This is a genomic window from Emticicia sp. 21SJ11W-3, from assembly GCF_024138715.1.
Taxonomy (GTDB): domain Bacteria; phylum Bacteroidota; class Bacteroidia; order Cytophagales; family Spirosomataceae; genus Emticicia; species Emticicia fluvialis.
This window is the reverse complement of the sequence record NZ_CP092074.1, coordinates 1,430,237-1,456,496: the sequence shown is the minus strand read 5'-3', so window position 1 is coordinate 1,456,496 and position 26,260 is coordinate 1,430,237. Positions and strand designations below refer to the sequence as shown.

Below are 26,260 nucleotides of genomic sequence, written 5' to 3'. Positions count from 1 at the left end.
CTAAAAATTATAGATAATTATGGTAGCTGAAAAAGGTACGATTTCGATTAACACCGAAAACATTTTTCCCATCATCAAAAAGTTTCTTTACTCCGACCACGAGATTTTCTTGCGTGAGTTGGTTTCTAATGCTGTTGACGCTACACAAAAGCTGAAAAAACTAGCCTCAATGGGTGAGTTCGACGGTGAATTAGGCGAATTGAAAGTAACGGTATCAATAGACAAAGAAGCCAAAACCATTACAATCTCCGACAAGGGTATTGGAATGAGCGCTGAGGAAATCAAGAAATACATTAACCAGATTGCGTTCTCAGGCGCTAAGGAGTTTTTAGAAAAATACAAAGATACTCAGGATACCAACCAGATTATCGGTCAGTTTGGTTTAGGTTTTTACTCGGCGTTCATGGTGGCTCAAAACGTAGAGATTATCACCAGGTCTTTCAGAGATGAGCCTGCAGCCCGTTGGATTTGCGACGGCAGCACCGAATTTGAAATTACCGAAGCCGATAAAGCCGAGCGTGGTACTGACATTATTTTACACGTGGCGCAAGATTCGGAAGAGTTTCTTGAGAATCACAGAATCAGCCAGATTCTTGAAAAATATGCCAAGTTCCTGCCAGTTGAAATTGAGTTTGACGGTAAGGTTGTAAATAACCCGAATCCGATCTGGACAAAATCACCTTCTGAATTAACTGAAGAAGACTATAAAAACTTCTACAAAGAGCTGTATCCTTTCAGTGAAGACCCTCTTTTCTGGATTCACTTAAATGTAGACTATCCGTTCAACCTGACAGGGGTGTTATACTTCCCAAAAATCAAGAAAGACTTTCAGTTGAACCGTGAGAAAGTACAGTTATACAGCCGCCAGGTATTTATTACTGATGATGTAAAAGACGTAGTGCCTGAATTCCTGCAAATGCTTCATGGCGTTATTGACTCGCCGGACATCCCGCTGAACGTCTCGCGCAGCTATTTACAGGCCGATGGCAATGTAAAGAAAATCAACTCGCACATTACCAAAAAAGTAGCCGATAAACTGCAGGAGCTGTTCCGTAATGACCGCCAGGGCTTTGAAGAGAAATGGGAAAGCGTGGGTATATTTGTTAAATACGGTATCATTTCAGACGATAAATTCTATGACAGAGCCAAAGAGTTTACACTTCTGAAAAATGCCGACAACCAGTATTTTACTTTAGATGAATACCGCGAAAAAGTACAGGCTAACCAAAGCGATAAAGATGGCAAAGCAGTATTTTTATATGCAAGCGATGCCAACCAGCAGGATGCGTTTATTGCCTCGGCCAAAAAACGTGAGTATGATGTTTTAATACTAGACTCACCGCTTGACGCACACTTTATCAATACGCTGGAATCGAAACTTGAAAAAGTAACTTTTAAACGTGTAGACTCTGACAGCATTGAAAAACTGATAGATAAAGGCCTTAACGTAGAAAGCGTATTAAATGAAGACGAGAAAAAACAGGTAGAAGAATTGTTTAAAGGTTTAGTTGGCACTAATACGGTTCAGTTAGAGTCTCTTCCAACCGACGAAATGCCAGTAACTATTATTCAACCTGAGTTTATGCGTCGCTGGAAAGATATGTCACGCGTGAGCGGCCAGAACGATATGTTTGGCATGATGCCTATGGGTGTAAATGTGGTTGTAAATACCAACCATAACCTGATCGATAAATTGCTGAAAACACAAGATGAAGAAGGCAAAAAACAATTGGCTAAACAATTGTATGACCTGGCGCTACTGGCACAAGGTATGTTGTCTGGCAGTGATTTAACCAGATTTGTTGAAAGAACTGTTTCAGCGCTTTAAAATTACTTTGTATATAAAAAATGCCTCATGGGAAACTTCCTGTGAGGCATTTTTTATTTCGCTATCTATTATACAAGTTCCTTTGTTTCCTGTTCTTTTGTTTCCTTTAATATTTTATGGTAGTAATTTTCATACTTGGGTACAATGTTCGAGATGTCAAATTCCTGCGCATGTGCCAGTGCATTGGCCTTGAAACGAGGCAGGTTTTCGTCTTGCAGAATAAACAAAGCATTGCGCACCATGTCTTCAATATCACCTACATTGCTCAAAAACCCGGTTACACCATGCACATTCAGCTCAGGCAAACCACCAGTGTTGGTAGATATAACAGGCACTTCGCAAGCCATTGCTTCTAAGGCCGCTAAGCCAAAGCTCTCTTTTTCAGAGGGCATCAGAAATAAATCAGCTACAGACAGCACCTCTTCAATGGCATCAAGCTTACCCACAAAACGAACGTCTTCACCCAGCCCCAGATCGCGGCTCAATTGTTCCATAGCAGCACGTTCGGGGCCATCACCCACCAGCACCAGCTTGCATGGGGTAAGCACTTTTAGCCTGGCAAAAACTTTTATTATATCGTCAATCCGCTTTACTCTTCTGAAATTAGAGGTATGGACCAACAGTTTTTCGTCGTTCGGGCAAATAATGCGTTTAAAATGCTCTTTTTTCTGTTTCTTGAATCGCTCCAAATCTACAAAATTCGGAATCACCTCAATTTCTTTTCTGACACGGAAAGTGCTGTATGTCTCCTTTTGCAGGTCGGCTGAAACCGTCGTAACACCGTCCGACTCATTAATGCTGAAAGTAACCACCGGCGCCAGTGTGGCGTCTTTACCTACAATGGTAATATCAGTACCATGCAGGGTGGTAATAACCGGCACATTTATACCCTGGCATTTTAAAATCTGCTTGGCCAGAAAAGCCGAGGTAGCATGCGGAATTGCATAATGCACATGCAGAATATCCAGTTTTTCGTATTTCACAACGTCAACCATTTTTCCGGCCAGGGCCGACTCATAAGGCGGATACTGGAAGAGCGGGTAACTGGCAATGTTTACTTCGTGGTAAAAAATATTCTCATTGAAGAAATCCAGTCTGGCTGGCTGCGTATAAGTAATAAAGTGTACCTGATGACCATTTTTTGCAAGCGCTTTGCCTAGTTCTGTGGCAACAACACCACTGCCCCCAAAGGTAGGATAACAAACAATTCCGATTTTCATAGATGCGGTTTAAATCCGTTTTTTTAGTACAACAATTTTTTTCAAAAAAAATCCCAAATACGCGCATTAAGTATTTGTGATTTTCGAAAGTATAGAAGTTCTTTCAAACTATTTTAGTATTTTTGAGAAAATGAACAAATCTGAGCTTCTGAAAACTATAGCCGCTTTTTTCCGACTGGTTCGTTTAAACAACCTGCTTATTATTGTGCTTACACAATATATGGCCAGAATTTTTTTAGTTGGGCCAAAAGCAGACTGGCAGAGCTACATTTTTGAATTGAAGCACTTTCTACTGGTTTTTGCTACTGTTTGCATTGCAGCAGCCGGATACATTATTAACGATTATTTTGATATTAAAATAGACCTGGTAAACAAACCACGTGAGGTAATAATCGGTAAAATCATTAGACGTCGCCGGGCTATTCTCAGCCATCAGATACTTAATTTCATAGGCATAGCCATCGGTCTTTTTTTAGGCTTAAAAGTTTTCCTGATTAACGTTTTTGCGGTTTCGGCACTCTGGTTTTATTCAGAGAGATTCAAACGGCAGGCTTTTATCGGCAATTTTCTGGTGGCATTTCTTACTGCTTTCTCGCTCATAGTACTGGCGGTCTATTATAAGCAAAACGAAATGCTGGTTAACATCTACGCACTGTTTGCTTTTTCTATTTCTTTAATTCGTGAAATAATCAAAGACATGGAAGACATCAGGGGAGACGCCCGCTACGGATGCCGTACCCTGCCTATTATATGGGGTATCAGACGCACCAAAATACTGCTTTATATATTTATTGTAGGCTTTGTGTCTATTCTGTTTTTTATGGCATATAGCCTTCATAATCAATACCTGATTATGATTTTCAGCGGGTCAATCATTGTTTTCACCTGGTTGATAAATAAACTCTACTGGGCCGACCGCAAGAAAGATTTTACACTGCTAAGCAGAATTTGCAAAATTATTATGATGGGCGGCATAGCCAGTATGATATTTGTCTGACAACAGAAGCAGCCCAGACTTGATACAACAGAACACTTATGGACAGAAAAAAAAATATTGAACGCATTAAAAACGAAGAGTTTGACATCTGTATTATTGGCGGTGGTGCCAGTGGCGCCGGTTGTGCCCTCGATGCGGCTCTGAGGGGCTTTAAAGTAGCATTGATAGAAAAGAACGATTTTGCCGCTGAGACCTCTTCCAAATCTACCAAACTGATACACGGCGGCGTAAGGTATTTAGAGCAGGCTTTTAAGAATCTGGATTTCGGACAGTTAAGGCAGGTGCGCCACGGATTGGAAGAGCGCCATATAGTTATAAAAAATGCACCGCATCTGGCTCATCCGCTGGCTTTGATTACCCCCGTTTTCAGCTGGCTGGAAGGTATGTATTTTACTATTGGTTTAACCCTATACGGTTTTTTTGCCAAGAATGATACGCTTCCTAAAGCCAAATGGCTAAGCAAAAAAGAAACGTTCGAGCGAATGCCCACCCTTACCCCACGGCTGCATAGTTCTGTTATGTATTATGACGGACAACTGGATGACGCCAGATATTGCCTGGCATTGGCTCACAGCGCCGACTTACAGGGTGCTGCCATTGTGAACCACGCCGAGGTAATTAGCTTCGGAAAGGACGCCACTGGTAAATTAAGGTCGGCATTTGTTAAGGACACATTGACTGAAACAACATTCAGTATTCAATCGAAGCTGTTTATTAACTGCACAGGCCCGTTTGCAGACAGTATCAGGCTTTTGGCGAACCCTGCCGTTGAAAAACGACTGCGCCCAAGCAAAGGAGTACACATAATGCTGCCGGCTGATGTGCTGAAAAGCAAAGATGCCATGCTGATACCCAAAACCAAAGATGGCCGTGTGGTGTTTGTGATTCCGTTTGAAGGCGATGTAATGGTAGGAACAACCGATGATGAATACCGTGAAATTGATAACGAACCCATTCTGATAAGCCGTGAGGTTGATTTTCTGCTTGAAACCCTGGAGCCATATCTGGCTAAAGTGCCCGATCGTTCAGCCATTAAATCAGGTTTTGGCGGATTACGCCCGCTGATAGCTTCATCAGGCTCTAAAGCCACAAAAAAACTTGTGCGTGACCACGAAGTAGAACACGATGCAACGTCTAACCTGCTGAGCCTGCTTGGTGGTAAATGGACAACCTACCGACTAATGGCCAAGGATACCATAGATGATGCCTGCCAGCTTCTGGAAACCGACATACCATGTTCTACCGACCAGCACTATCTGGTGGGTGGAGAGAAATATGAATTTGAGTACTGGCAAAGCATACAGAAGGTACATGGCCTTGCCGAAGACATCTGCCAGCATCTGGTTAAAAAATACGGTACACTGGCTGCAGAAGTTTTAAAATATGCACCCAAAGAAAGAATCCACCCCGATTATCCGTTTATTAAGGCAGAGGTATTGTATGCCGTGCAGGTAGAAATGGCTTGCACCCTGCGCGATTTCTTTGCGAGAAGAACAAGGCTGGAACTGCTCGACTGGAAAACCACCTATTACCTAACCCCTGTTGTTGCCGACCTGATGGCAGAACCAATGGGATGGACGGAGCTTCAAAAGCAGGCCGAGGTAAATAATTATCGCCAGTTATTAAGCAGTTTTATGCAGCATGCCGGCATCACTACCTGATAGCAAACCTCATTGCAAACCAAGTTTTAGCCACTCAATGAAAAAAAAGCTGTTAGTAATCATTCCCTGCTATAATGAGGAGGCCTCAATTGCGCAACTGCTAACAGAGCTGACACATTTACAATTGCCTTATGAAATTAATATAGCTGTGGTAAATGACTGCTCAACAGATAACACACTGAGCGTTGCCAGGCAATTTGATGTTAAAATTTTAAATCTGCCTGTTAATCTGGGCATTGGCGGTGCGGTACAAACGGGTTATAAGTATGCCAATAGAAATGGCTACGAACTGGCAGTGCAGATGGACGGCGATGGGCAGCACCCCGCAGCAGAGTTACCTAAACTGCTTAAACATCAGGAACAAACCCGGGCAAATATTGTAATAGGCTCCAGATTCTTATTAAAACAGGGCTTTCAGTCGTCTGCACTAAGAAGGAGTGGAATCACCTATTTTTACAGGCTCAACCTATTGCTTACTGGTAAGCGCATTGTAGATATTACCTCCGGTTTCCGGTTATTCGATAAACAAGCCATCGCATTTGCCGCCGGGAATTATCCTGACGAATACCCAGAGCCAGAATCATTGGTTATGTTTGCCAAAGCCGGGCTACATATTGAAGAAATACCAGTGGTAATGAAAAACAGACAAGGTGGACAATCTTCTATTCGGTCACTTTCAAGTATTTACTACATGATTAAAGTTACGCTGGCTATGTTTTTTGCTTATATAAGAAAATAGCCATTACTACTGGCGAAAAAAGAAAACCCTGATATCAGCTTCAGTATTTTTAATAACAGGTTTCAATAACATAAGCGCATTACTGATTGCAAATGCTTTCGCCTTGCTTATCTGATTATCTGCCAAAATGCGTTCTTTAATGCTCGAAAAATCTAAAGTTTCCAGTCTGAAATCCTTAAGCAGCCTGAAGCCATATTTGTCGAAATAAGCGGTCAGATTTACGGGGTTAAAATAATTGATATGCGGGCTATGAAAACTAAACTGCCACAGGCGCTCCAGGTATGATTCTACTTTCAGATAATAAAGCGCTTTGGCAACCCGATAAAAGAACCCGTTACTCATTGGGATATTGACAATCAGAACTCCGTCTTTTTTCAGGTCTTTCTTAATGCTCAGCAACAGGCTTTCTAAATCAGTAATATGCTCAAAAACGTCGTTAAATATGATAAAATCATAGCCTGCCGATGAATCTTTAGCTACATCAGGATAAAAACCATGCACAACTTTCAGTTTGTTTTGCTGGTAGTAGGCTGTAAACGTGGTTTCCGGTTCAATGCCCATACAATCAATGCCATTGGCTTTGCAAACTTCCAGCCACCAGCCATTGCCGCTGCCAATTTCAAGTCCGCTAATAGCTGCCTCGTTTTTAAAGTAATTATCTTTCAGCTCTTTTATAATCAGTTGAAAGTTATGTAATCGTAGTTGCTTCAAGCCTATCTCACGGTTATCCTCTTCAAGACTAGACCTGAACGATAAATCAAAATCGGCATCAGACGAATACAAATCACATACACTGCAATGGTATACGTTATGTCTCAATTCAAATTTTAAATCCTGCTTATTTCCACACACAATGCATGTAGCTTGGTTCATCTATTTACCGGTTTATTTCATTCTTTTTAATTTCGGCCATTTTCAGGTTATTTTTTGCCAGTTCAAAATTGGGACTTAAATCAACTGCCTTTTGCAAATAAGGGATGGCCTTTTCATATTCTTTCAATACATTATAGGCCGAACCTATATTATTATAAGCCTCGGGGTAATCGGGCCTCAGTTTTATAGCCTCTGTTGCTATTTTTATACTCTGCCGTAATTCTCCGGCCAAATAATAATTAAAGCTTAAACTCAGGTATTTTTCGGGGCTTGGGTCTAACCTGATGCGCTCCATTTCATAGCTAAGCCTGCTTTGGCGTCTGGCTGATGAGGCTTTAAAAACCAATGCCTCCGTATTACCTGGCACGCGCTTTAAAGTTTCGTAAGCAAGTTCATGCAGTTTTTCATAGTGCTGCTGGCGGTCATATATACGCATAAGTAACTCAGAAGCAGGAATATACCCGGGAGCAATTTTGCTGGTGTTTAATAAAGCCTGAATGGCCTCCGGGTATCGGCCCTGATTAAACAGGAACCTGGCATAATAATACCATGAATCAGCATTTTTGTTATTAAAAAGCAAGGCATTTTTAAAGTAAGATTCAGCTATGGCGCTATCACCCTGCGCTTCTTTTAGCACCCCCATATTTATATGCAGGGTATAATAACCAGGTGTTAGAATCAGGGCTTTGTTGAAATATTTTTCAGCTGTTTCAAAATCATTTTTGCCCATTTTAGAAATACCGTAGTTCATCAGCCCACGCGCATTTTCAGGGCTTTTAATGGTCACATCATACCACAGGCTTTCTTCAGTATGCCACACTTTATTTCTCTGGTAAGTGCCAGCGCCATAGCATAGCAGCACCACTGCAAAAATTGCAACTGTAGCACCGGCATGCTTTTTAAAAAAGTTTTTATAAGGCATAAGAAATAAAGCCATTGCCCAAACCACGCTCATAACCAAACCCACAAAAGGAAAAAACATCCGGTGGTCGTTCATTACTTCACCCAGCGGAATTACACTCGAAGATGGCACCAGCGCCAGAAAAAACCATATAATACCAAAGCTGATTGGCCTTGTTCTGGCATTTTTTGAACACCATATTGCCAGCACCAGCATAACAGCTAAAAATACTATCCCTGCAAAAAAACGGATATTCCAGATACTGGTTAATACTTTCCAGTCGGTATCGGCATTCAGGTGAACAGGCAGAAACAATGAACTAAAATAATAAGCAATTACAAAAGGCTGCGTAATTAGGTAATGCCATGCAGAGGTGCCTCCGGCCTCCCAGGTTTTAGGTGTCAATCTGTCTATCCAACCATATAGCAAAGCACAAACAACAAAGGCAGGTAAGGTTCTGGCAACGGCATTCAGTATTTGTCTGAAATGCTTTACTCTGAAAAAATCGGTCAGGCCAAGATTCTTTTCGAACAAAATGACATAAAAAAACAAAATAGGCGCAAACATAACAGCCGTAGGTTTGGCTAAAGCACCTATTGCAACAGGTATAAGATACAGGAAAGTTCTACGGCAAAACCCCGAACGCGCATACATCACAAAAGCCAACACCACAAAAAATGTTGACAGGGTATCTGAGCGGGCTATCACATAGTTGACCGTCTCGGCCATAGCAGGGTGCAGCAAATACCAGGCTACGGCAGCAAGAGCAATGAAATAATTATAACCGCTTTGAAATGAAACATCGAATACCTTCTTAAACAGCAGGAGCATCAGCCAGCCCTGAACCAGAAATATAATAAACGTAAGCAAATGAAAATAGAAAAGATTATAGCCGTTGCCCAGCCAGTAATCTATGGCAAGAGACGTGGTAACAACAGGACGATAGGCCTGATTAGCCGGGAGTGTACTGAAAGTAGTGGCATCTTTAAAAAAAAGCGGAATATTTTTGAGGCTTCTGATGTACAGGTTATTAACAACCGTGTGGGAGTCATCAAAATGAAATGCATTATAAAAATGATTGCTGTAAACAATACAGGTAACCAAAACAACTAAAGCGAAATAATGCCAGGGTAAGTTAAAGTACCTTTTCATTTAAGACAATTTAATAGGTATGGTATGCAGCGGGAAGATTGAACACCCCGCTGCAATGGATTTACAGTTTAATGACTGACTGCATGTTCCACCAGATAAAAGCATAAATATCTGCCATTTGCTCAATATTTTTGGCTGTATTGCTTGCCCCATGACCCGAGTTGGTATCAATTCTGATTAACAACGGGTTAGTGGTGCTTTTGCCGGCTTTTGCCTGTAACATGGCTGCATATTTAAAAGAGTGTGCAGGTACTACGCGGTCGTCATGGTCGGCAGTGGTAATGAGCGTAGCCGGATAGTTTACACCCGACTTGATATTATGCAATGGTGAGTAAGCGTATAAGACCTTGAACTCATCAGCGTTGTCAGACGAACCATAATCGGCAATCCAGTTCCAGCCGATGGTAAATTTCTGAAAACGAAGCATGTCCATCACCCCTACCTGCGGAATAGCAACTTTGGCCAATTCGGGTCTCTGGTTAATTACCGCCCCTACCAGAAGCCCGCCGTTTGAGCCACCCCTTAAAGCCAGGTGGGCATTATCGCAATATTTCTGTGCTATCAGGTATTCACCGGCGGCTATAAAATCATCAAATACATTTTGTTTTTTCAGTTTCATGCCCTGTTCATGCCATTTTTCGCCATATTCACTGCCGCCGCGTAAGTTAGCCTGTGCATATACGCCTCCCTGTTCCAGAAACGGAATAAGCAACGGACTAAAAGCGGGGTTCAGACTAATGTTAAAGCCTCCGTATCCATACAGCAACGTAGGGTTTTGGCCGTTCAGCTTAATTCCCTTCTTATAAACAATAAACATTGGCACCTGGGTACCATCTTTACTGGTATAAAATACCTGTTTGGTTTCAAAATCAGTGGCTTTAAAATCAACTTCAGGCGCACGGAATACCTTGCTTTGCCTGGTGGCCAGGTTATAGCTGAAAATAGTTGAGGGATAATTGAAAGAAGTAAAAGTATAAAACACTTCTTTGTCGTCAGCATTGCCACCAAAGCCGGAGGCAGTTCCAAGCCCTGGCAATTTAATTTCGTTTTCAAGTTTACCTTTTACATCACATACATAAGCGCGGGTGGTTACGTCTTTCATGTAGGTAAGAAACAGCTTTCCACCTGCAACACTTGCCGACTGCAGCGGTTCTGCTTTTTCTGCCACTACCGGTTTCCAGATGCCATTAGCGGTATCAAAACTCTCTATTTTTTCGTTTTTGGCGTCTTTATTCGTTTGTATCAGCAAAGTTTTACCCACGTTTTCAATTACGCTATATGAGAAATCGGTTACCTCTGCCACCACCGGTTTGAACGACTTTGAGCCGGATTCTTTATAAAACAACGCATTGCCGTCTTTTCCTTTGCCTCTGTCGCTTACATACAATACTACATACAATTCATCTTCGGTAGTACTTACGGTATGAAAACGCTGTGGATTGGCCTTGTCTTCAAATACCAGTTCATCGGCATCCTGGGTTGTGCCAATTTTATGATAAAACACCTGATGGTTCTCATTTTTAGCAGCCAGTGCGCTGCCATCCGGTTTCGGGTACCTGCTGTAGTAAAAACCATTACCCTGCCAGGCAATGCCAGATACCTTTACCCATTCTACTTTATCGGCAAGATTCTGTTTGCTGTTAACATCCATGATGAAGATATCCTGCCAGTCTGACCCACCCTTAGACAAAGCATAAGCTGCATACCTGCCGTCTTTAGAAAGTGTAAATTGTGCCAGCCGGGTTGTGCCGTCTTTTGATAAACTGTTGGGGTCAAGCACTACTTCCGGCACACCGTTTAATCCTTTTTGCCGGTATAAAACCGATTGATTCTGCAGCCCGTCGTTCTTATAAAAGTAGTACCATTCGCCCTTGCGGCTGGGTGCCGAATACTTGGCATAATTATAGATTTTCTCTAATCTCTTCTTGATTCCCTCCCGATAGGGTATCTTTTCAAGGTACGAGAACGCTAATTGATTTTGTTGTTTTACCCATTCAGCAGTTTCAGCAGACCGGTCGTCTTCCAGCCATCGGTAAGGGTCTTCTACAATTGTGCCGTGATAATTATCTTTTTGGTCAACTGTATGAGTTAACGGGTAGTTTAATTGTGCCATTACAAAACAAGGAAAAATGAAAAAAATAGCGGTTAGTATCTGGTTTGGTCTATTCATAGTAAGAGATGATTTTTATACTACAAAGTAAAGAATGTTCTGCCAATTACCATTCTTCAGGCCATATTCAGGACACACAAAAAGCCTTAAAAGCCAGCCATTTTCTGGCAAGACCTGAAATTTTATGATTGCGTTGCAATGGGCTCACAATCTTTTTTAAAAATTGCTGGGCAGAGGGCATAAAAATGAGCCCGGTCATTGGTAAGAAAGAGTTGGAGAATGACCAGGTTTACATTCAAATTAAGATAGAATCACCCTATAAACAATAATGAACCGGTATCAAAAAGCCCGTTCAATTTGTTTTTTCTTATTCCAGGGAGCAGTTGTCTGGCGCGAGAGGTCATATAAAAACCATAAAACAACAGCCAGAAATACTAGAAATATTATTCTGAAGATAAGGCGATTACGATTACCCGAAGTGTTATTTTTCATTTCATTCATTAAAAAATCAAACTAAGCTTTGGCTATAGTGCCCGGCGACCAATAAAACAAAAATCTGCCGCTTTTGTTCGAAATCTCATTCCAATTTACGTCTTCAAATTCAATGGCTACTACGCCGGCCTTTTCCATAGACCCACCAATATCGGCACGGGTAAGGTATTCTGCAAAAAATGTAATATCCGGATTATGTCCGAAAATAGCCACCGATTTAACTTTCTCGTCTAAATTATTGACAGCAGCCAGATAAGCCCTTGCGCCTCCGCCGTAAATGGCCTCATCCAGCTTAATTTCATCAGCATCTACATGTAGTTGCTCGGCAAAAATCTTGGCTGTAGACTTACAACGGTCAGCTTCACTGCTTATCAGAAGTTCAATTTTTATGTTATTTTCTGCCAGATGCTTACCCATACGGGCGGCTTCGATAATACCATGTGAAGTAAGGATACGGTCAAAATCCCGGAACATCGGGGTATTACCTCCTTCTTCAGCAGTGGCGTGTCGAACCAAATAAAGCAGTTTCTTCATATTTTCCGTGGTTTTGGCACGAATATACAAGCATTATCAGAAAAAAAATCAATTTTTTCTGAATAATTCATAAAAAATAATGTGGCGCATTTGTCGCGATATTAAATAATAAAAATCATTATTTGCAGGCACTTACAGTATTCACAAAAAATTATATTTGTACCTTATATAAATAAAACGTTACAGGCATTATTATGATAGATTACAACCCCCGCAACTGGTGGAAGTTTATTTTTTACTTCCATAAGGCCGATACCTTCAGGAAACTCCTGCCTGCAATGATGGGGCTGGCAGCCTACACAGCGGCTTTTGCGTATCTGGAAAACAACATTCTGCATTATACGCCAATCAAAAATCCGCTTACTATTCATTCTCTGGTTGGTTTCGTGCTATCGTTATTACTGGTTTTCAGAACCAATACTGCCTATGACCGCTGGTGGGAAGGGAGAAAAATATGGGGATCGTTTACCAATAACTCGAGAAACTTTGCCCTAAAACTGGCAACCTTATTGCCGGAAAAACATCCATCGAGAGAAACATTCAGAATTTTAATTGGTAACTATGTACATACCGTGAAAGACCACCTGAGGGGCCGGGTAAACCTTGAACATCTGGAATTTACAGAAAAATACAACAGAGAATACTATAAAGACTTTAAACACATACCCAACCGTATAGCCCGGGCCATTTATACAGAAATTTACCAGTTGCATAGCGAAGGTGTGTTTAATGCCGAACTATTACTATCATTGAACAATGAGTTATCGTCCTTTACGGATAACCTTGGAGCTTGCGAGCGAATTAAAAATACGCCTATTCCGGTTTCTTATAATATTTTTATCAAGAAAATTATCTTTATTTACGTTTTCACTATGCCATTTACGGCAGTGCTTGAGTTCAAGTTCTGGTCAATACCTATTGTTACCCTGGTGTTTTATGCATTTGCCGGCATAGAAATTATGGCAGAAGAAATTGAAGAGCCATTTGGTACAGACGCCAACGACCTGGGGCTTGATTCCATCGTGAAAAATATCAAGGGCAACCTGGCTGAGATTTTGTAATCTTACACATTTGCAGATTAAAATTTTATGCTCAAAACAAAAACCGCAACGATTCGTTAGTAAAATACGTCAATATCAACAGAACGCTAAATAATAATTTATATGAAGTTTTCTCCTGCCAAATTTTTCATTCTGGGTCTGTTTCTTACGGCAAGCGTATGGTCGTGTAAAGTAGAAAACAACCCTACGCCTTCTACAACGGGCAGCAACGGTAATTCAACAGACCAAACCAATAACACAGTTAATGAATGGATCTATGATAGTATGAAATATTATTATCTGTGGACAGACCAAATGCCAGCCAAAACTGCTACCAACCTTACGCTTACACCAGATAAGTATTTTGAAACTATTTTGAACGACTACCCGAATACTGACAGGTTTTCGTGGATTCAGGAAGACGTAGACGCACTTACAGCGTCATTGAATGGTATCAACAAGGTTTTTGGTATGAGTTACTACATTTACTATCTTGATAATACCCAGACAACCGTAGGTTTCTTTATCAATTATGTGGTGAAAGGCAGCCCAGCAGAAAAAGCAGGACTGAAAAGAGGAGATATTATTTTAAGTGTAAACGGAACCCAGCTGGATAAAAACAATTACGATGCGCTAAGAAACCTTGAAACGGCCTCTTTCGGACTGGGAACAATAAGCAATGGCGCAGTTGTTTCTAACGGTGTTACTACCACCCAGATAACTAAAGTTGAAATACAAGACAACCCTGTTCATTACTGGAAAGTAATTGAAAAAGGAAATAAAAAAATCGGTTATCTGGTTTACCGTCAGTTTATCAGCTCTTTTGATGCTAACCTGAGACAGGTATTTTCTGAGTTTAAAAGCAAAGGCGTAAATGAGTTGGTGCTTGATTTAAGGGTAAACGGAGGCGGTTACATTTCATCGGCCGATGTGTTGTCTTCGCTGATTGTGAAGAACCTAAACACAGATAACGTAATTCATTATGACCAGTGGAATGCCAATGTCACCGCTAAGTATCCTTCGTATTCAACGCCTTCAAAATTCAGAAACGAACCCAACAATTTAGGTACACTGAACCGCCTGTTTGTGCTTACCTCAACCGGCACTGCATCTGCCAGCGAACTGGTAATCAACGGTCTGAGGCCTTACATGGATGTGGTATTGATAGGAGACCATACCTATGGCAAAAACGTAGGTTCTGTAACCCTGCAGGATGACAGAAACCCCAAACGCTGGAAATGGGGCATGCAACCCATAGTTTTGAAAACCTTTAACTCAAAAGGCGAATCTAATTATGGCACAAAAAATGGTTTTACACCAGACTACTCAGTAAAAGACCTGTCGCCGTTTAAGGTTTGGGGCGATGAGTCTGACCCTTTGCTTAGCAAAGCCATTGAGTTAATTACGGGTCAGGTTGCCAAAACTGATGCATCGCCTAATGCCAGAAAATCAATCCTCGACATGGGTGAACCTTTGAAGGTAAACGTTTCAGAAAACCCATACCAGAACATAAAAGATATGTTTATTACAATGCCTAAATAAACCTCAGGTATTGTTTTTGAAACAGGCGGTGGGTTCTCTCCTACCGCCTGTTTTTTTATAGGCCAAGTTGATTTTGTTCAGGCCAATTTAACCGCTGCTGTACCCTCAGGACAGTGAAAAACCACACAAAAAAATGCCCCTGGTTATTACCAGAGGCACTCATTGTTAATTGTTTATATCTTCACTGTTTATCTTACATCAAAAGTACCACGCCCAATGCTGAATCCTTCTGAGTATAATTCTACAGTATATTTGCCTTTTTCGTAAGCGCTACCGCGAGAATAAACGAAGTCTACATTCTGCCCTGTGTTATCATACATAACCGTTTGTTTAGAAGTATAAACGGTCTCATTGCCACCAAATGTAAACGTGCCCGAGCCAGTGGCCATGTCAGATATAACGTTGCCTTTAGGGTCAAGCAATCTCAGGTATATTACCTTATCTTCTTTCTTGGTTAGTGGGTTTTCGGCCAATTTAAACGAAATTCTTACTTTGTCTACTCTTTTGGCTTTGTAAGCGCCACCGTCACGTTCTCTTCCTCTTGAGTTGATGGCGTTTACACTTACATTCATAGCCTTCAAGGCTGCTGCCAGTGTTACCTTTTCTGTTAATTCTCTGTTTTTAACAGTTGTGCTGTAAACCGAGTCAGACAATGCCTGTTTATCTGTTCTAAGGCTACTGTTTTCTGATTTCAGTGTGGTGTTTTCAGAGCCTAATGTCTGGTTTTGCGTTGTTAGCACTGAGTTCTCTTCCCTCAGTTTGGCTATTTCGGCATCTTTTTCGGTAAGAGCAGCCTCATAGTCTTTAATTTTAGATTCGTATTGTTTAATACTTACGTTTTTTGAGTTTATTAAATTTTTCTTGTCTTGCTCTAACTGAACTTTCAAGGCTTGTAAATCCTCTACCTGACCACCCAAAGACTGCACTTCAGCAATTTTTGCATCTAACTGTACGGCAATTGAATCAAGTTTAGAGTTGGTAAGGAGGAGTTCTTTGGTTTTCTGCGATATATTCACAGTTTTTGAGTCAATGTCCTGACGTGCATTGAAATACAGGAAGCCAAAAAGTGCCGCTAATGCACAGGCTAAAACAAGTCCGGCAGTCAAGGCCGTGTTACTTCTTCTTTCTTGATTTTGTTCCATAGAAATCTGAATATTTAGTATTTAACAGTTTAGGCTTACTAACGACAAAGTTAGCCTTTTATTGAATTGATTTCAGAAAATTATCGAAAATGCCGTTATTTTTTTCGCGAAATTCTATCCGAATTTCTATTTTCGTGAAACTTTGATAATACATGAAAAAATCTACTTTTCTATTAGTATTGGTGGCAGCGTTAGGTTATTTCGTAGATGCTTATGACTTGATCCTGTTTGTTGTACTACGTCATAGCAGTCTATCCGAATTAGGTGTAGCAGGAAATAATAATACGAGTATAGGTTTATGGCTTTTTAACGTTCAGATGATTGGCTTATTGTTGGGCGGCATCTTTTTTGGCGTTCTGGGCGATAAAAAAGGCCGTCTCTCTGTTCTCTTTGGTTCCATTGTTCTGTATTCGGTGGCTACCATAATTAACGGATTTGTAACCGACATTTATACGTATGGCGCATTAAGATTTTTGGCAGGTATTGGTCTTGCGGGCGAATTAGGCGCAGGTATTACCATTGTGGCGGAAACCATGCCTAAAGAAAAACGAGGATATGGAACCATGATTATGGCATCTGTAGGAGCCTTTGGCGCCGTTGTGGCGGCTCTGGTAGGCGATGCCTTCTACTGGCGCACCGCCTACTTTATTGGAGGAGGAATGGGTCTGCTTTTGCTGCTATTGAGAATTGGCACCTTTGAATCAAAAATGTTTAAACATGCTGAGACGTTGAACGTGTCAAGAGGAGATTTCCTGAGCCTGTTTACAAAAAAAGACCGTTTCAGACGCTATATAGCCTGTATGTTTATTGGCTTTCCGATTTTCTTTATTGTGAGCATTCTGATGCAGCTGGCACCTGAAGTAGCCAAGGCATTGGGTATCGAGGGCAAAGTTACCGCAGGCCAAGCCGTTATGTACGTGTATATAGGGCTAACTTGCGGAGACCTCATCAGCGGGTATGTAAGCCAGTTGCTACGCAACAGAAGAAAAACCATCTTTATTTTTCAGGCGGTATGCCTGTGTATGTGCCTCATTTATCTCAACCTATGGGGTGCCAGTAATACCGCAATTTTTGTAATGTGCGTACTCATGGGCACAGCTTCCGGCTATTGGATTGTACTTATAACTATGGCAGCTGAGCAATTTGGCACTAATCTGAGAGCTACAGTAGCAACCACAATACCTAATTTTGCCCGTGGCGGTGCGGTACCCATCTCAATCTGCCATCAGTATCTGACTGAAGCCTTGGATGGCGACCTCATAACCAGTGCCACCATTATTGGTATTGTTTGCTTCGGAGCAGCATTTATAGCCAATGCCACCCTGAAAGAAACCTTTGCCAAAGACCTTGACTTTGTTGAATAACAATTATCAGCTTTTTAATACCGCCCAGAATAATAATAGCCAGCCGGCAATCATAAGCGTACCACCGATAGGTGCAATGGCGCCAAAAGTCTTTATTCCGGTAAAGCATATCAGGTAAAGTGAGCCACTGAAAACAAGCGAACCCCCTAAAAAACAATAGCCACTGTAAGCCAGATTTTTAGAGGCAATTTCTTTTGCCAGAAAACCCACCAAAACCAATGCAAGTGCATGATAAAACTGATATTTAACCGCTGTTTCAAAAGTATCCAGCCTGCCGCTTGCAGTTAATTTGTCTTTTAAAGCATGCGCGCCAAAAGCGCCCAGGGCCACACCCACTGCTCCCAGCAAGGCTCCTGCCTGTAAAAAGAATTTATTCATAATGTTATTTGTTTTCTTGTTTGGTATAATTCTGCAAAAATAGCATGGCATTATCTATAAAAATGCACAAAGCCAAACTTCTTTTGCAGAAATGAATTTTATATACCAATAATTAGTTGTATATACATATAATGTATTTGTATATACAACATTACAAGTAATTAGCTACTGCAAAAATGAATTTACAGGAATTAAAAAACATATCAGCGGGCTTTGAGCTGACAGAAAAAATGCCTGCCATTTTTATTGGTCACGGAAATCCGATGAACGCACTGGCTGACAACAGTTTTACTGATAGCCTGCATACACTTGGCAAAAACATAGAGCGCCCAAGGGCAATTCTGGTTGTATCTGCCCATTGGCTTACCATGAACCGCACCTATGTATCTGTTAACCCGGCACCGCATACCATATATGATTTCGGCGGGTTTCCTCAGCAATTATACAATGTTAAATATGAGCCCAAAGGAGCGCCTGAGGTAGCCCGAGAAGTAATGAGTGAGGTGAAGTCTATAGGTATACTGGAAGAACATAAGATGGGTCTTGACCACGGGGCATGGACTGTTCTGCGACATATTTACCCGGATGCCGATATTCCAACTTTCCAGATGAGTATCGATTTCTCTAAACCAACCCAATTTCATTTTGAACTTGCCAGAGAATTACAGAATTTGAGAAACCGGGGCGTGCTGATTCTTGCCAGTGGCAATATTGTACACAACCTGCGCCAGATTAACTGGGGTGGCGACACCGCCAAACCATACGACTGGGCATTGGAGTTTGACACCATGGTGAAAAATAAGCTCGATAACCGCCAATTAGCAGAACTGGCCGATTTCAAGTCTTTTGGCGCTTTAGGGCAAATAGCGCATCCAAGCTATGACCACTACCTGCCGGTACTTTATACAGCAGGACTGATTAATACAGATGAGCCGATAAAATACCTGTATGAAGGCTTTGATATGGGCAGTATCAGTATGAGGTGTTTTCAGGCTGGGTAAATACGGTTGCCGAAAATCCTGCTGCCTACACGAATCATTGTGCTACCCTCTTCAATTGCAATTGGGTAGTCGCCGCTCATTCCCATTGAAATGGTTTGAAGGTACGGATGCGCTGAAAGCAGGGAAGCCTGAAAAGATTTCAGTTTCCTGAATTCTTTTCGCACCTGCTGCTCATCATCGGTAAAGGTACTCATGCCCATCAGGCCTGTTATGTTTACGTTCAGAAGAGTTTTCAGAGCTTCAGAATCCAGTATTTCACTGCACTCCGCTTCTGTCATACCACTTTTTGTATCTTCTTCTGCAATGTAAATCTGGAGCAGGCAGTTAATTACCCTGTTATACTTAGCTGCCTGCTTGTTTATTTCCTGCAATAGTTTGAAACTATCTACAGAGTGAATCAGGCTTACAAAAGGCGCTATATATTTTACTTTGTTTGATTGCAGGTGCCCTATAAAATGCCATTCAATGTCTTTGGGCATTTGCTCGTATTTATCTGCAAGTTCCTGCACGTAGTTTTCGCCGAAACGCTTAAATCCGGCATTGTAAGCCTGCATTAACGCATCAACAGGCTTTGTTTTTGATACAGCCACGAGCGTAACTCCTTTGCCTGTTATCTCATTTTCTATTAACTTTATGTTCTCAGCAACCGACATACCTTAAGAATTCTGTTCCCAGATTTTAACCAGATTAATAATTACTTCTGCCGCCTTTTCCATATCCTGAACCGACACCCACTCCAGTTTTGAATGAAAAGCGTGTTCACCGGCAAAAATATTCGGGCAAGGCAAACCCATAAAAGATAACCTTGAGCCGTCTGTACCACCTCTTATGCTTCTAAGTTCGGGTTTTATACCTGCCCGGCTGATGGCCTCAAGTGCATACCCAACCACTGTGGGATAATTCACCAGCACCTCTTTCATATTTCGGTATTGTTCAATTACCCTGAACTCAACACTTGAGTTTGGATAACTCTTTAATACCTCATTAACTATATCCTTTAAATATGCCTCTTTTTCGTGTAGCCCCTCAACCTTAAAATCTCTGATGATAAAATCAAGTTTTACCTCCTCCTGAATACCCGATACCTGCGTTGGGTGAATAAACCCTTGGTAGCCATCGGTGGTTTCAGGCGATAAGGAATCTTTTGGTAAAGCAGCCAGAATATCGGCTGCAATTTTTAAGGCATTTTCCAACTTGCCTTTGGCAAAGCCCGGGTGAGTACTAACCCCATTGATGGTGATACTCACGGCATCTGCAGAAAACGTTTCATCCTCCAGGGTTCCCAGCGTTTCTCCGTCTATGGTATAGGCAAAATCAGCACCCAACTTCTGCAAATCAACTTTTTCAGTGCCTCTGCCCACTTCCTCGTCGGGGGTAAACAAAATCTTTATGGCACCGTGTTTTATTTCAGGATGCTGCACCAGGTATTCGGCAGCAGCCATAATTTCGGCAACCCCGGCTTTATTATCAGCCCCCAACAGCGTAGTGCCACTGGCAGTGATGATATCATTACCTATCTGCTGTTGAAGATCCGGATGCTCTGATACCCGGATAACCTGAGAAGGGTCATCAGGAAGCACAATATCGCGCCCGTCCCACTTTTCATGCACCAGAGGTTTTACCCCAAACCCGCTGCAATCAGGCGATGTATCTACATGAGAACAAAAACAGATAACCGGTACTTGTTTAGCTGAATTGGCAGGAATAGTTGCATACACATATCCCCATTCATCCAGATGTGCATCTGCAATACCCATCGCCTTCAGCTCTTCAACCAGCAGGCGGCTTAAGTCTTTCTGCTTTGCCGTAGATGGATTGGTTTCTGAGTTAGGGTCTGACTGCGTGTCAATCTGCACATACCTCAAAAATCTGTCTTTAACATGAAAGGAATTGCCAATATTTGCCGTCATAAAAATTGTTATTGCCGTTAAGAAATAGTTAAATTTCAGCCTTATTAGCTGTTTAGTATTGTCTGTAAATCGGCAGGAGAATAGTTAATATTCTTCAATGTTTTATCATCTCCTTTCCGGTAAACCAGATACTTACCCTCCTTTTCTTTGTAGTAAGATTCCACACCTTTTTCTTCAGCATAAAACTTCATAGTTGCCTCTGCCTCTTCAATTGTGGTGCAGGCTTTGCTCATGTTTGAACGTTGTACCTCATCAAACAAAGCACGGAATTTATCGCCTAATCCAAACTCCAGAATAGCCCCTGCTAAAACGTATTGAATATCGGCCAAAGCGTCTGCAACTGCCACAATATCCTTTTCCTCAATGGCTTCTTCCAGTTCTTTCAGTTCTTCGGCAATTAATGAAACCCGTAAATCGCAGCGTTGTTTAGAGGGTATCTGAGGAGTTTCAAGAATAGGGTGCTGAAATGTACGGTGGAAATCGGCTACCTGATTAAGACAATCAATTGCTTGCATAAAAGTAGGTTGAAATTTATTTTTTTCGTGTATAATAATTTTTTTAATCTGAAGGTTTATTAGCTTTGCATATCTATTCGAAGAAAAGCAATATAGATTCTCGTTTTATTTAATGTTGGAATTTTTCCAGCCGTAAAATAAATAATACGAAATACGGATTTGCAAAGTTGAGCAAATTTCAATAATATTGCTACGTATCTGAAGTCAAATTATCAAAACCCACTTAAATCATGAACAAATTTTATAGACTTCTTTCTGTCGTAACACTGGCTTTATCTGTTGCTTTATGGTCATGTAAAGGAGATCAAGGTCCACAAGGTCCGGCTGGCCCGCAAGGTCCGACAGGCGCTACCGGGGCTACAGGTCCTACTGGTCCAACAGGCCCTACCGGTCCTACTGGTGCAACTGGTGCGACTGGTAACTCAAACGTGAAAGGAGGTGATTTTAACGCAATTGCCGCTAGTTGGAGAACAATTGAAGTACCTGGCCTTGGAAAAGATGGTCTTGGCACAGTTGGCGCTTACCAAATTTCAGACACCAGAATCTCAGCTAATTCATTTGTTGTCGTTTATGCCAGTGTTGGTAATATAAACTATGCCTTACCAAGAGTTTTGACCAGATCGTCTGATGGTGCAACTGAACAATACAATTTCAGCTATGAAACCGGTAAACTTAATGTTTATTTTTATGCGACTTCTCCATCTGGTGCAGTAAGCTATAGCCCACTACAAGATATTAAATTCTCTTATGTTATTATAGAGAAAACTTTGTTGGCGTCAATGAAACAATCAGGCGTTGATTTAAACAGTTTTGATGCCGTAAATAGCTACATCCAAAGCCATTGATTTAATCTTGTTTCCGGCAGCAATTTTATTGCCAGCCTGACAGATTAACAAAAAAGCCTCCGTATGGGAGGCTTTTTTGTTTTGTTTTTGTTATGTACGAGTATCCGCATAAAATTATGTTAAAACTATTCGCATTTATTACTATTCAACTACTGAGCTTTTCAGCTTATGCACAATTACTTAATGATGCAGACGCCAAACAATTGATTACAAAAGGGCTTGACAAGCTCTACAATTATAATTTCAAGGAGGCTGATGCTTATTTTCAGAAGGTAAAATCAAAATATCCAAATCACCCTGTAGCTCCGCTTTTGAGCGCCATTCAGGTGCAGTGGCAGAATCTGCCCCTTGAAAAAAATCCGAAAGCAGTAGGCACTTACATGTCTTTGCTTGAAAAATGCCAGAAAGCCGCAGAACCCATGCTGGGAGATGCCAATAAAAAGGCCGAAGCCACGTTTTTTCTGCTGGCAGCACATGGATATACAGCTTTGGCCTATACTTACAGAAAAGAACCAATAAAAGCTGCTAATGAAGCCCGTAAAGCCTATGGCTATATGAAAGACGGCTTTAAACTCACAGAGCATAATCCTGAGTTTTATTTTACTACAGGCCTGTATAATTATTACAGGATTCAGTACCCCGATACACACCCTATGGTAAAACCGCTGGTTATTTTCTTTGAAAACGGCAATAAGCGCACTGGTCTGAATCAACTGGAACAGGCTATTCAAAAATCTGTTTTTTCAAGAATAGAGGCCGCCTATTATTATATGCACGTGTGCCTTAAATATGAGCTCAATTACAACAAAGGGCTGGCTTATGCCGACTGGCTACACGACAAATACCCTGAAAACCCGGTTTACCTTATGCGCTACACCGAAGCGCTAATAATGACTGGTAAATTTGATGAGGCTACTCCTAAAATCGGTGTGCTACATAAAATTAACGGCCCGGTTTACCAGCTTGCCGCCCATCTTTTTGAGGCCACTATTGCAGAAAAATCAAAAAGGAATGATAAGCTGGCACTGGATTTATATAATCAGGTACTTAGGTATGAACCTGACGAACGCTACACCAAGGATTATTACGCAATGGCTTATCTTGGTATTGGCAGAATTGCCGACAGAGCAGGCAATAAAAAAAGAGCCGACGAAATGTATAAAAAGGCGCTGGAATATGCCGAAAACAGAGGCGTAGTTACCGAGGCAAAGAAGAATTTGGAGAGATAATTTTCCGGATTCTTTTAATTTTTTACATCCTTTTAATCTTCAGATTTCATTCAAAAATAATTGCCTGATGCATCTGGCAATTAAACTTTACAAAAACTTAACCGACTGACAATCACTTATTTTTCTGCACAATAAATATTGCTGTAACTCTTAAAAAGTAAACAGCACTAGTTATGCTTTGTTGTAAATGAAACCGTTGGTGGCCACATTAAATTTTAAAAAACAACGCAACCCAATTTTCTGATTGTCCGTAAAGGCTATAGTAACCGCGTATTTCAAACTAAAAAAAATTATGCTTGCTATGGAACAAACGCAATTAACAAGAGGACAGTTTTTACAAAAGCTCGGCATGAGCAGTGGCGCACTAATGGCTTTTTATTGCATGGGCACAGGTCTTACTTCCTGCTCAAGCTCGGGCGGAGATGACCCAAAACCCGGTGGCACCAATACCCCCGGCACCGGCTCTGGTACTAACAGTGGTGCTGTTAAGGGTACAACCTCAGGTGCAGGTATCGATTTTACGATTGATTTAACTAATGCAGATTACAGCAAGTTAAAAACATCAGGTGAATTTGGCTACGTGGCCAATATAATCATTGCCAATACCGGCTCTGGTTATGTGGCATTATCTAAATTATGTACGCATCAGGGTTCTACAATATCTTACAGAAACGACTCTAAAGACTTTAGATGCCCAACTCATGGTTCTGAATTTAATCAGGATGGCACAGTTAAACTATCTCCGGCAACACAATCATTACAGGTATTTAAAACCGAATTGCAAAACGGCGGCAATACACTTAGGGTATCGGCTTAATCTACATTTGCGCTATATGTGTTTCTTATAAATGACGATTTATGTGTTTCGAATAGAGAAAGAGTTACGTTAAAAGGAGGGCCTCATCGCCCTCTACTCTTTACATTTCACTCAATTTTAAAAAGATATGAAAAGATTCTTCCTCGCTTTGTTTTTAGCTTTTGGGTTATCAGAAGTAACAGCACAAGTAACAGATGCTGACAGCCTGCTTGCCGGACTGGACACAAAAGCTGAACAAAACCAATTGTTACCAGAGAAAATGATACTTTCTCAGCGAATTTTCTGGGGTCAGAATGGACTGCTCAGAAAAGCGCACATTGCCCCCGCATTGACACCCGAAAACCGGGCAAAAGAATTAAAAGTGAGAAGAACAATGCTAAAATTACATCAGGCAATGGGTATAATAACGGCCGCAGGCATGCTGGCACAGGGTATTCTGGGCGCGAGGCTTTATAACGCAACCGGCGATAATTATACCAGAATTAAAAGTGCGCATGAAGCCATGGCCACCGGTATAAACATAGCTTATGGCACTACTGCGCTCATGGCCTTTACGGCACCACCCGGTATGCTTAACCGTAAAGGAATCAGTAACATGAAAGTACACCGATACCTGTCATACATACACCTTACCGGAATGATAACCACCAATATACTGGCCGATAAAATTGGCGACAATTACAAACTGAAGCCTTATCATCGTGCGGCGGCTTATACTACTTTCGGCGCATATTTTGCTGCAATGGCAGTGCTGAAATTTGAATTCTGAAATCCATTACTTTTACATTTTTATAGAAATGAAAACCAAAACTAATCTCATACTCTGCCTTTTGTTAATAGTTAATTCGGCATTTTTGCCCAAAGCAGATAACAGAAAATTAATGGCAGATAAAAAAGCATCAACAGTTACCTATGCCATGAGCCACCCTGCTCATGACTGGGAAGGAACCAGCAAAGATGTAAACGCTGTAATTGTGTATGACGATGCCACCAAAAGCATAAACCAGGTAGCTGTTTCACTGAAAGTTGATTCTTTTGACAGCGGCAATGCTAACCGCGATTCTCATGCCATTGAGGTGCTTGAAGGGCTTAAGTTCCCAAGAGTAACGTTTAGCAGCAACAAAATCAGAGCCAGTAATAACACAATTACGGCAGAAGGGAATCTTTCATTTCATGGGGTTACCAAGCCTGTAACTGTTACCGTAATACGAACCGAAAGCGACAGCCGCCTGGAGCTAAACGGAAAATTTGATATCCTTTTAAGTGATTTCAACATTGATAGGCCTTCATTGTTTGGTATCAAAACCAAAGATGAGGTAAAACTAAGCTTTAAAGTTGTTTTTCCACTTTGAAGAAGAACAATCAATTACTTTTTCCACTTCAGGGTTTCAAGCAAATGATTGCAATCTGCCTTCATGTAATCAATTACAGGACGTAATGAATCATTTCTGGTGGCCGTCTTGAGGTACACCACACCTCTCAGATAATGGTTGGTAGTATCAGTAACAAAAAACTGATAATGGCTGGGCACTTCACCCTCCAGTTCAAATATAATAACCTTTTTACCGGCCTTGGTGGTCATTACTTTGTCGGCAATTGAATAGGCTTTTTTATCATGATGAAACGCCAGCCGGGCAGCATCTGCCATCATATTCTGCAAACGCCGGGGGTCGTTTTTTACAGGCTTGTAGGTAAACTGTATGCGGGTATCCAGCTTAGGGTAATACAGAATTATCCAGTGAGGCTCGGCACGGCTGTGGGTATCCTTCTGCACAATAGCCGCTTTTGAGTACTCAAAAGTATAAGGATGGTCTTCTGTAAGGGTTTGATACTGATGCGGAGGCAGGTCCAGGCGGTTGAAACCCGTAGGTTTGGGCAGAAAATCAGACTTTTTTTTCTGGCAGGCCACAATTACACCTGCCAGAAAAAAAAGCACGGTAAACCTTAGAAGGGTTGATCTCAATGTCATT

The 26,260-nt window shown here is 41.3% G+C and carries 24 protein-coding genes; 13 read left to right on the top strand and 11 right to left on the bottom strand.

The genetic code is table 11. The features are described 5' to 3' along the window. Positions 1 to 19 precede the first annotated feature (19 nt). Positions 20 to 1,828, top strand: a complete 1,809-nt coding sequence (htpG, locus tag MB380_RS06175) for a molecular chaperone HtpG (RefSeq protein ID WP_253533921.1) — start codon at positions 20 to 22, stop codon at positions 1,826 to 1,828. A 68-nt stretch (positions 1,829 to 1,896) separates the two neighbouring features. Here the strand turns inward: htpG and bshA are convergent, their stop codons facing one another. Beyond that, positions 1,897 to 3,048 carry an N-acetyl-alpha-D-glucosaminyl L-malate synthase BshA gene (bshA, locus tag MB380_RS06170; protein WP_253533920.1) on the bottom strand — a complete coding sequence of 384 codons (1,152 nt, stop codon included), beginning with the start codon at positions 3,046 to 3,048 and terminating at the stop codon, positions 1,897 to 1,899. Positions 3,049 to 3,178: 130 nt separating this feature from the next. Between bshA and MB380_RS06165 the strand changes: the two genes are divergently transcribed. The 3 genes from MB380_RS06165 to MB380_RS06155 are packed head-to-tail and all read left to right on the top strand — an operon-like array spanning position 3,179 to position 6,445. After that, on the top strand, positions 3,179 to 4,045 hold the full coding sequence (locus MB380_RS06165) for a geranylgeranylglycerol-phosphate geranylgeranyltransferase (RefSeq protein ID WP_253533919.1): 867 nt from the start codon (positions 3,179 to 3,181) through the stop codon (positions 4,043 to 4,045). A 38-nt stretch (positions 4,046 to 4,083) separates the two neighbouring features. Further along, complete coding sequence (locus MB380_RS06160) at positions 4,084 to 5,706, top strand: glycerol-3-phosphate dehydrogenase/oxidase (RefSeq protein WP_253533918.1); 1,623 nt, start codon at positions 4,084 to 4,086, stop codon at positions 5,704 to 5,706. Positions 5,707 to 5,743: 37 nt separating this feature from the next. Further along, positions 5,744 to 6,445, top strand: a complete 702-nt coding sequence (locus MB380_RS06155; RefSeq protein WP_253533917.1) for a glycosyltransferase family 2 protein — start codon at positions 5,744 to 5,746, stop codon at positions 6,443 to 6,445. A 6-nt stretch (positions 6,446 to 6,451) separates the two neighbouring features. Here the strand turns inward: MB380_RS06155 and MB380_RS06150 are convergent, their stop codons facing one another. The 4 genes from MB380_RS06150 to MB380_RS06135 form a co-directional block, all read right to left on the bottom strand. Next, a complete protein-coding gene (locus MB380_RS06150) occupies positions 6,452 to 7,318 on the bottom strand; it encodes a class I SAM-dependent methyltransferase (protein WP_253533916.1) in 867 nt (288 codons plus the stop codon). Between the two features lie 4 nt (positions 7,319 to 7,322). Then, the gene (locus MB380_RS06145) at positions 7,323 to 9,371 is read right to left on the bottom strand and encodes a lipopolysaccharide assembly protein LapB (protein ID WP_253533915.1); all 2,049 of its coding nucleotides are present in this window, start codon (positions 9,369 to 9,371) and stop codon (positions 7,323 to 7,325) included. 61 nt (positions 9,372 to 9,432) lie between these two features. Continuing rightward, positions 9,433 to 11,484, bottom strand: a complete 2,052-nt coding sequence (locus MB380_RS06140) for a prolyl oligopeptidase family protein (RefSeq protein WP_253535538.1) — start codon at positions 11,482 to 11,484, stop codon at positions 9,433 to 9,435. A 510-nt stretch (positions 11,485 to 11,994) separates the two neighbouring features. Continuing rightward, positions 11,995 to 12,507 carry a histidine phosphatase family protein gene (locus MB380_RS06135; RefSeq protein ID WP_253533914.1) on the bottom strand — a complete coding sequence of 171 codons (513 nt, stop codon included), beginning with the start codon at positions 12,505 to 12,507 and terminating at the stop codon, positions 11,995 to 11,997. A 194-nt stretch (positions 12,508 to 12,701) separates the two neighbouring features. On the opposite strand from MB380_RS06135, the gene MB380_RS06130 reads away from it, so the two are divergent. Beyond that, positions 12,702 to 13,568: a bestrophin family protein gene (locus MB380_RS06130; protein ID WP_253533913.1), complete on the top strand. Its 867-nt coding sequence runs from the start codon at positions 12,702 to 12,704 to the stop codon at positions 13,566 to 13,568. A gap of 102 nt (positions 13,569 to 13,670) precedes the next feature. Next, positions 13,671 to 15,089: a S41 family peptidase gene (locus tag MB380_RS06125; protein WP_253533912.1), complete on the top strand. Its 1,419-nt coding sequence runs from the start codon at positions 13,671 to 13,673 to the stop codon at positions 15,087 to 15,089. Positions 15,090 to 15,277: 188 nt separating this feature from the next. Here the strand turns inward: MB380_RS06125 and MB380_RS06120 are convergent, their stop codons facing one another. After that, a complete protein-coding gene (locus tag MB380_RS06120; RefSeq protein WP_253533911.1) occupies positions 15,278 to 16,231 on the bottom strand; it encodes a hypothetical protein in 954 nt (317 codons plus the stop codon). 152 nt (positions 16,232 to 16,383) lie between these two features. Here MB380_RS06120 and MB380_RS06115 point away from each other — a divergent pair, with 152 nt between their 5' ends. Further along, positions 16,384 to 17,595, top strand: a complete 1,212-nt coding sequence (locus MB380_RS06115; RefSeq protein WP_253533910.1) for an MFS transporter — start codon at positions 16,384 to 16,386, stop codon at positions 17,593 to 17,595. 6 nt (positions 17,596 to 17,601) lie between these two features. Here MB380_RS06115 and MB380_RS06110 read toward each other — a convergent pair whose 3' ends face one another. Continuing rightward, a complete protein-coding gene (locus tag MB380_RS06110; protein WP_253533909.1) occupies positions 17,602 to 17,973 on the bottom strand; it encodes a DUF423 domain-containing protein in 372 nt (123 codons plus the stop codon). 176 nt (positions 17,974 to 18,149) lie between these two features. On the opposite strand from MB380_RS06110, the gene ygiD reads away from it, so the two are divergent. Next, a complete protein-coding gene (gene ygiD / locus MB380_RS06105) occupies positions 18,150 to 18,974 on the top strand; it encodes a 4,5-DOPA dioxygenase extradiol (RefSeq protein ID WP_253533908.1) in 825 nt (274 codons plus the stop codon). Here ygiD and MB380_RS06100 read toward each other — a convergent pair. Genes MB380_RS06100 through MB380_RS06090 form a run of 3 tightly spaced genes read right to left on the bottom strand, consistent with a single transcriptional unit; the run spans position 18,962 to position 21,399 of the window. After that, the gene (locus MB380_RS06100) at positions 18,962 to 19,627 is read right to left on the bottom strand and encodes a YggS family pyridoxal phosphate-dependent enzyme (RefSeq protein ID WP_253533907.1); all 666 of its coding nucleotides are present in this window, start codon (positions 19,625 to 19,627) and stop codon (positions 18,962 to 18,964) included. The two genes, ygiD and MB380_RS06100, sit on opposite strands and share 13 nt — an antisense overlap. Before the next feature lie 3 nt (positions 19,628 to 19,630). Continuing rightward, entirely contained in the window at positions 19,631 to 20,884 is a 1,254-nt protein-coding gene (gene pepT, locus MB380_RS06095; RefSeq protein ID WP_253533906.1) for a peptidase T, read from the bottom strand. 44 nt (positions 20,885 to 20,928) lie between these two features. Beyond that, the gene (locus MB380_RS06090; protein ID WP_253533905.1) at positions 20,929 to 21,399 is read right to left on the bottom strand and encodes a nucleoside triphosphate pyrophosphohydrolase family protein; all 471 of its coding nucleotides are present in this window, start codon (positions 21,397 to 21,399) and stop codon (positions 20,929 to 20,931) included. Between the two features lie 230 nt (positions 21,400 to 21,629). Here MB380_RS06090 and MB380_RS06085 point away from each other — a divergent pair, with 230 nt between their 5' ends. The 5 genes from MB380_RS06085 (at position 21,630) to MB380_RS06065 (ending at position 25,642) form a co-directional block, all read left to right on the top strand. Continuing rightward, positions 21,630 to 22,244 carry a hypothetical protein gene (locus MB380_RS06085; protein WP_253533904.1) on the top strand — a complete coding sequence of 205 codons (615 nt, stop codon included), beginning with the start codon at positions 21,630 to 21,632 and terminating at the stop codon, positions 22,242 to 22,244. Positions 22,245 to 22,360: 116 nt separating this feature from the next. Continuing rightward, the gene (locus tag MB380_RS06080; RefSeq protein WP_253533903.1) at positions 22,361 to 23,473 is read left to right on the top strand and encodes a M48 family metallopeptidase; all 1,113 of its coding nucleotides are present in this window, start codon (positions 22,361 to 22,363) and stop codon (positions 23,471 to 23,473) included. Between the two features lie 301 nt (positions 23,474 to 23,774). Then, a complete protein-coding gene (locus MB380_RS06075; RefSeq protein ID WP_253533902.1) occupies positions 23,775 to 24,290 on the top strand; it encodes a ubiquinol-cytochrome c reductase iron-sulfur subunit in 516 nt (171 codons plus the stop codon). A 127-nt stretch (positions 24,291 to 24,417) separates the two neighbouring features. Further along, the gene (locus tag MB380_RS06070; protein WP_101725396.1) at positions 24,418 to 25,059 is read left to right on the top strand and encodes a hypothetical protein; all 642 of its coding nucleotides are present in this window, start codon (positions 24,418 to 24,420) and stop codon (positions 25,057 to 25,059) included. A 28-nt stretch (positions 25,060 to 25,087) separates the two neighbouring features. After that, the gene (locus tag MB380_RS06065; RefSeq protein ID WP_253533901.1) at positions 25,088 to 25,642 is read left to right on the top strand and encodes a YceI family protein; all 555 of its coding nucleotides are present in this window, start codon (positions 25,088 to 25,090) and stop codon (positions 25,640 to 25,642) included. A gap of 14 nt (positions 25,643 to 25,656) precedes the next feature. Here the strand turns inward: MB380_RS06065 and gldD are convergent, their stop codons facing one another. Then, a complete protein-coding gene (gene gldD / locus MB380_RS06060) occupies positions 25,657 to 26,259 on the bottom strand; it encodes a gliding motility lipoprotein GldD (RefSeq protein ID WP_253533900.1) in 603 nt (200 codons plus the stop codon). Between the last annotated feature and the right edge of the window lies 1 nt (position 26,260).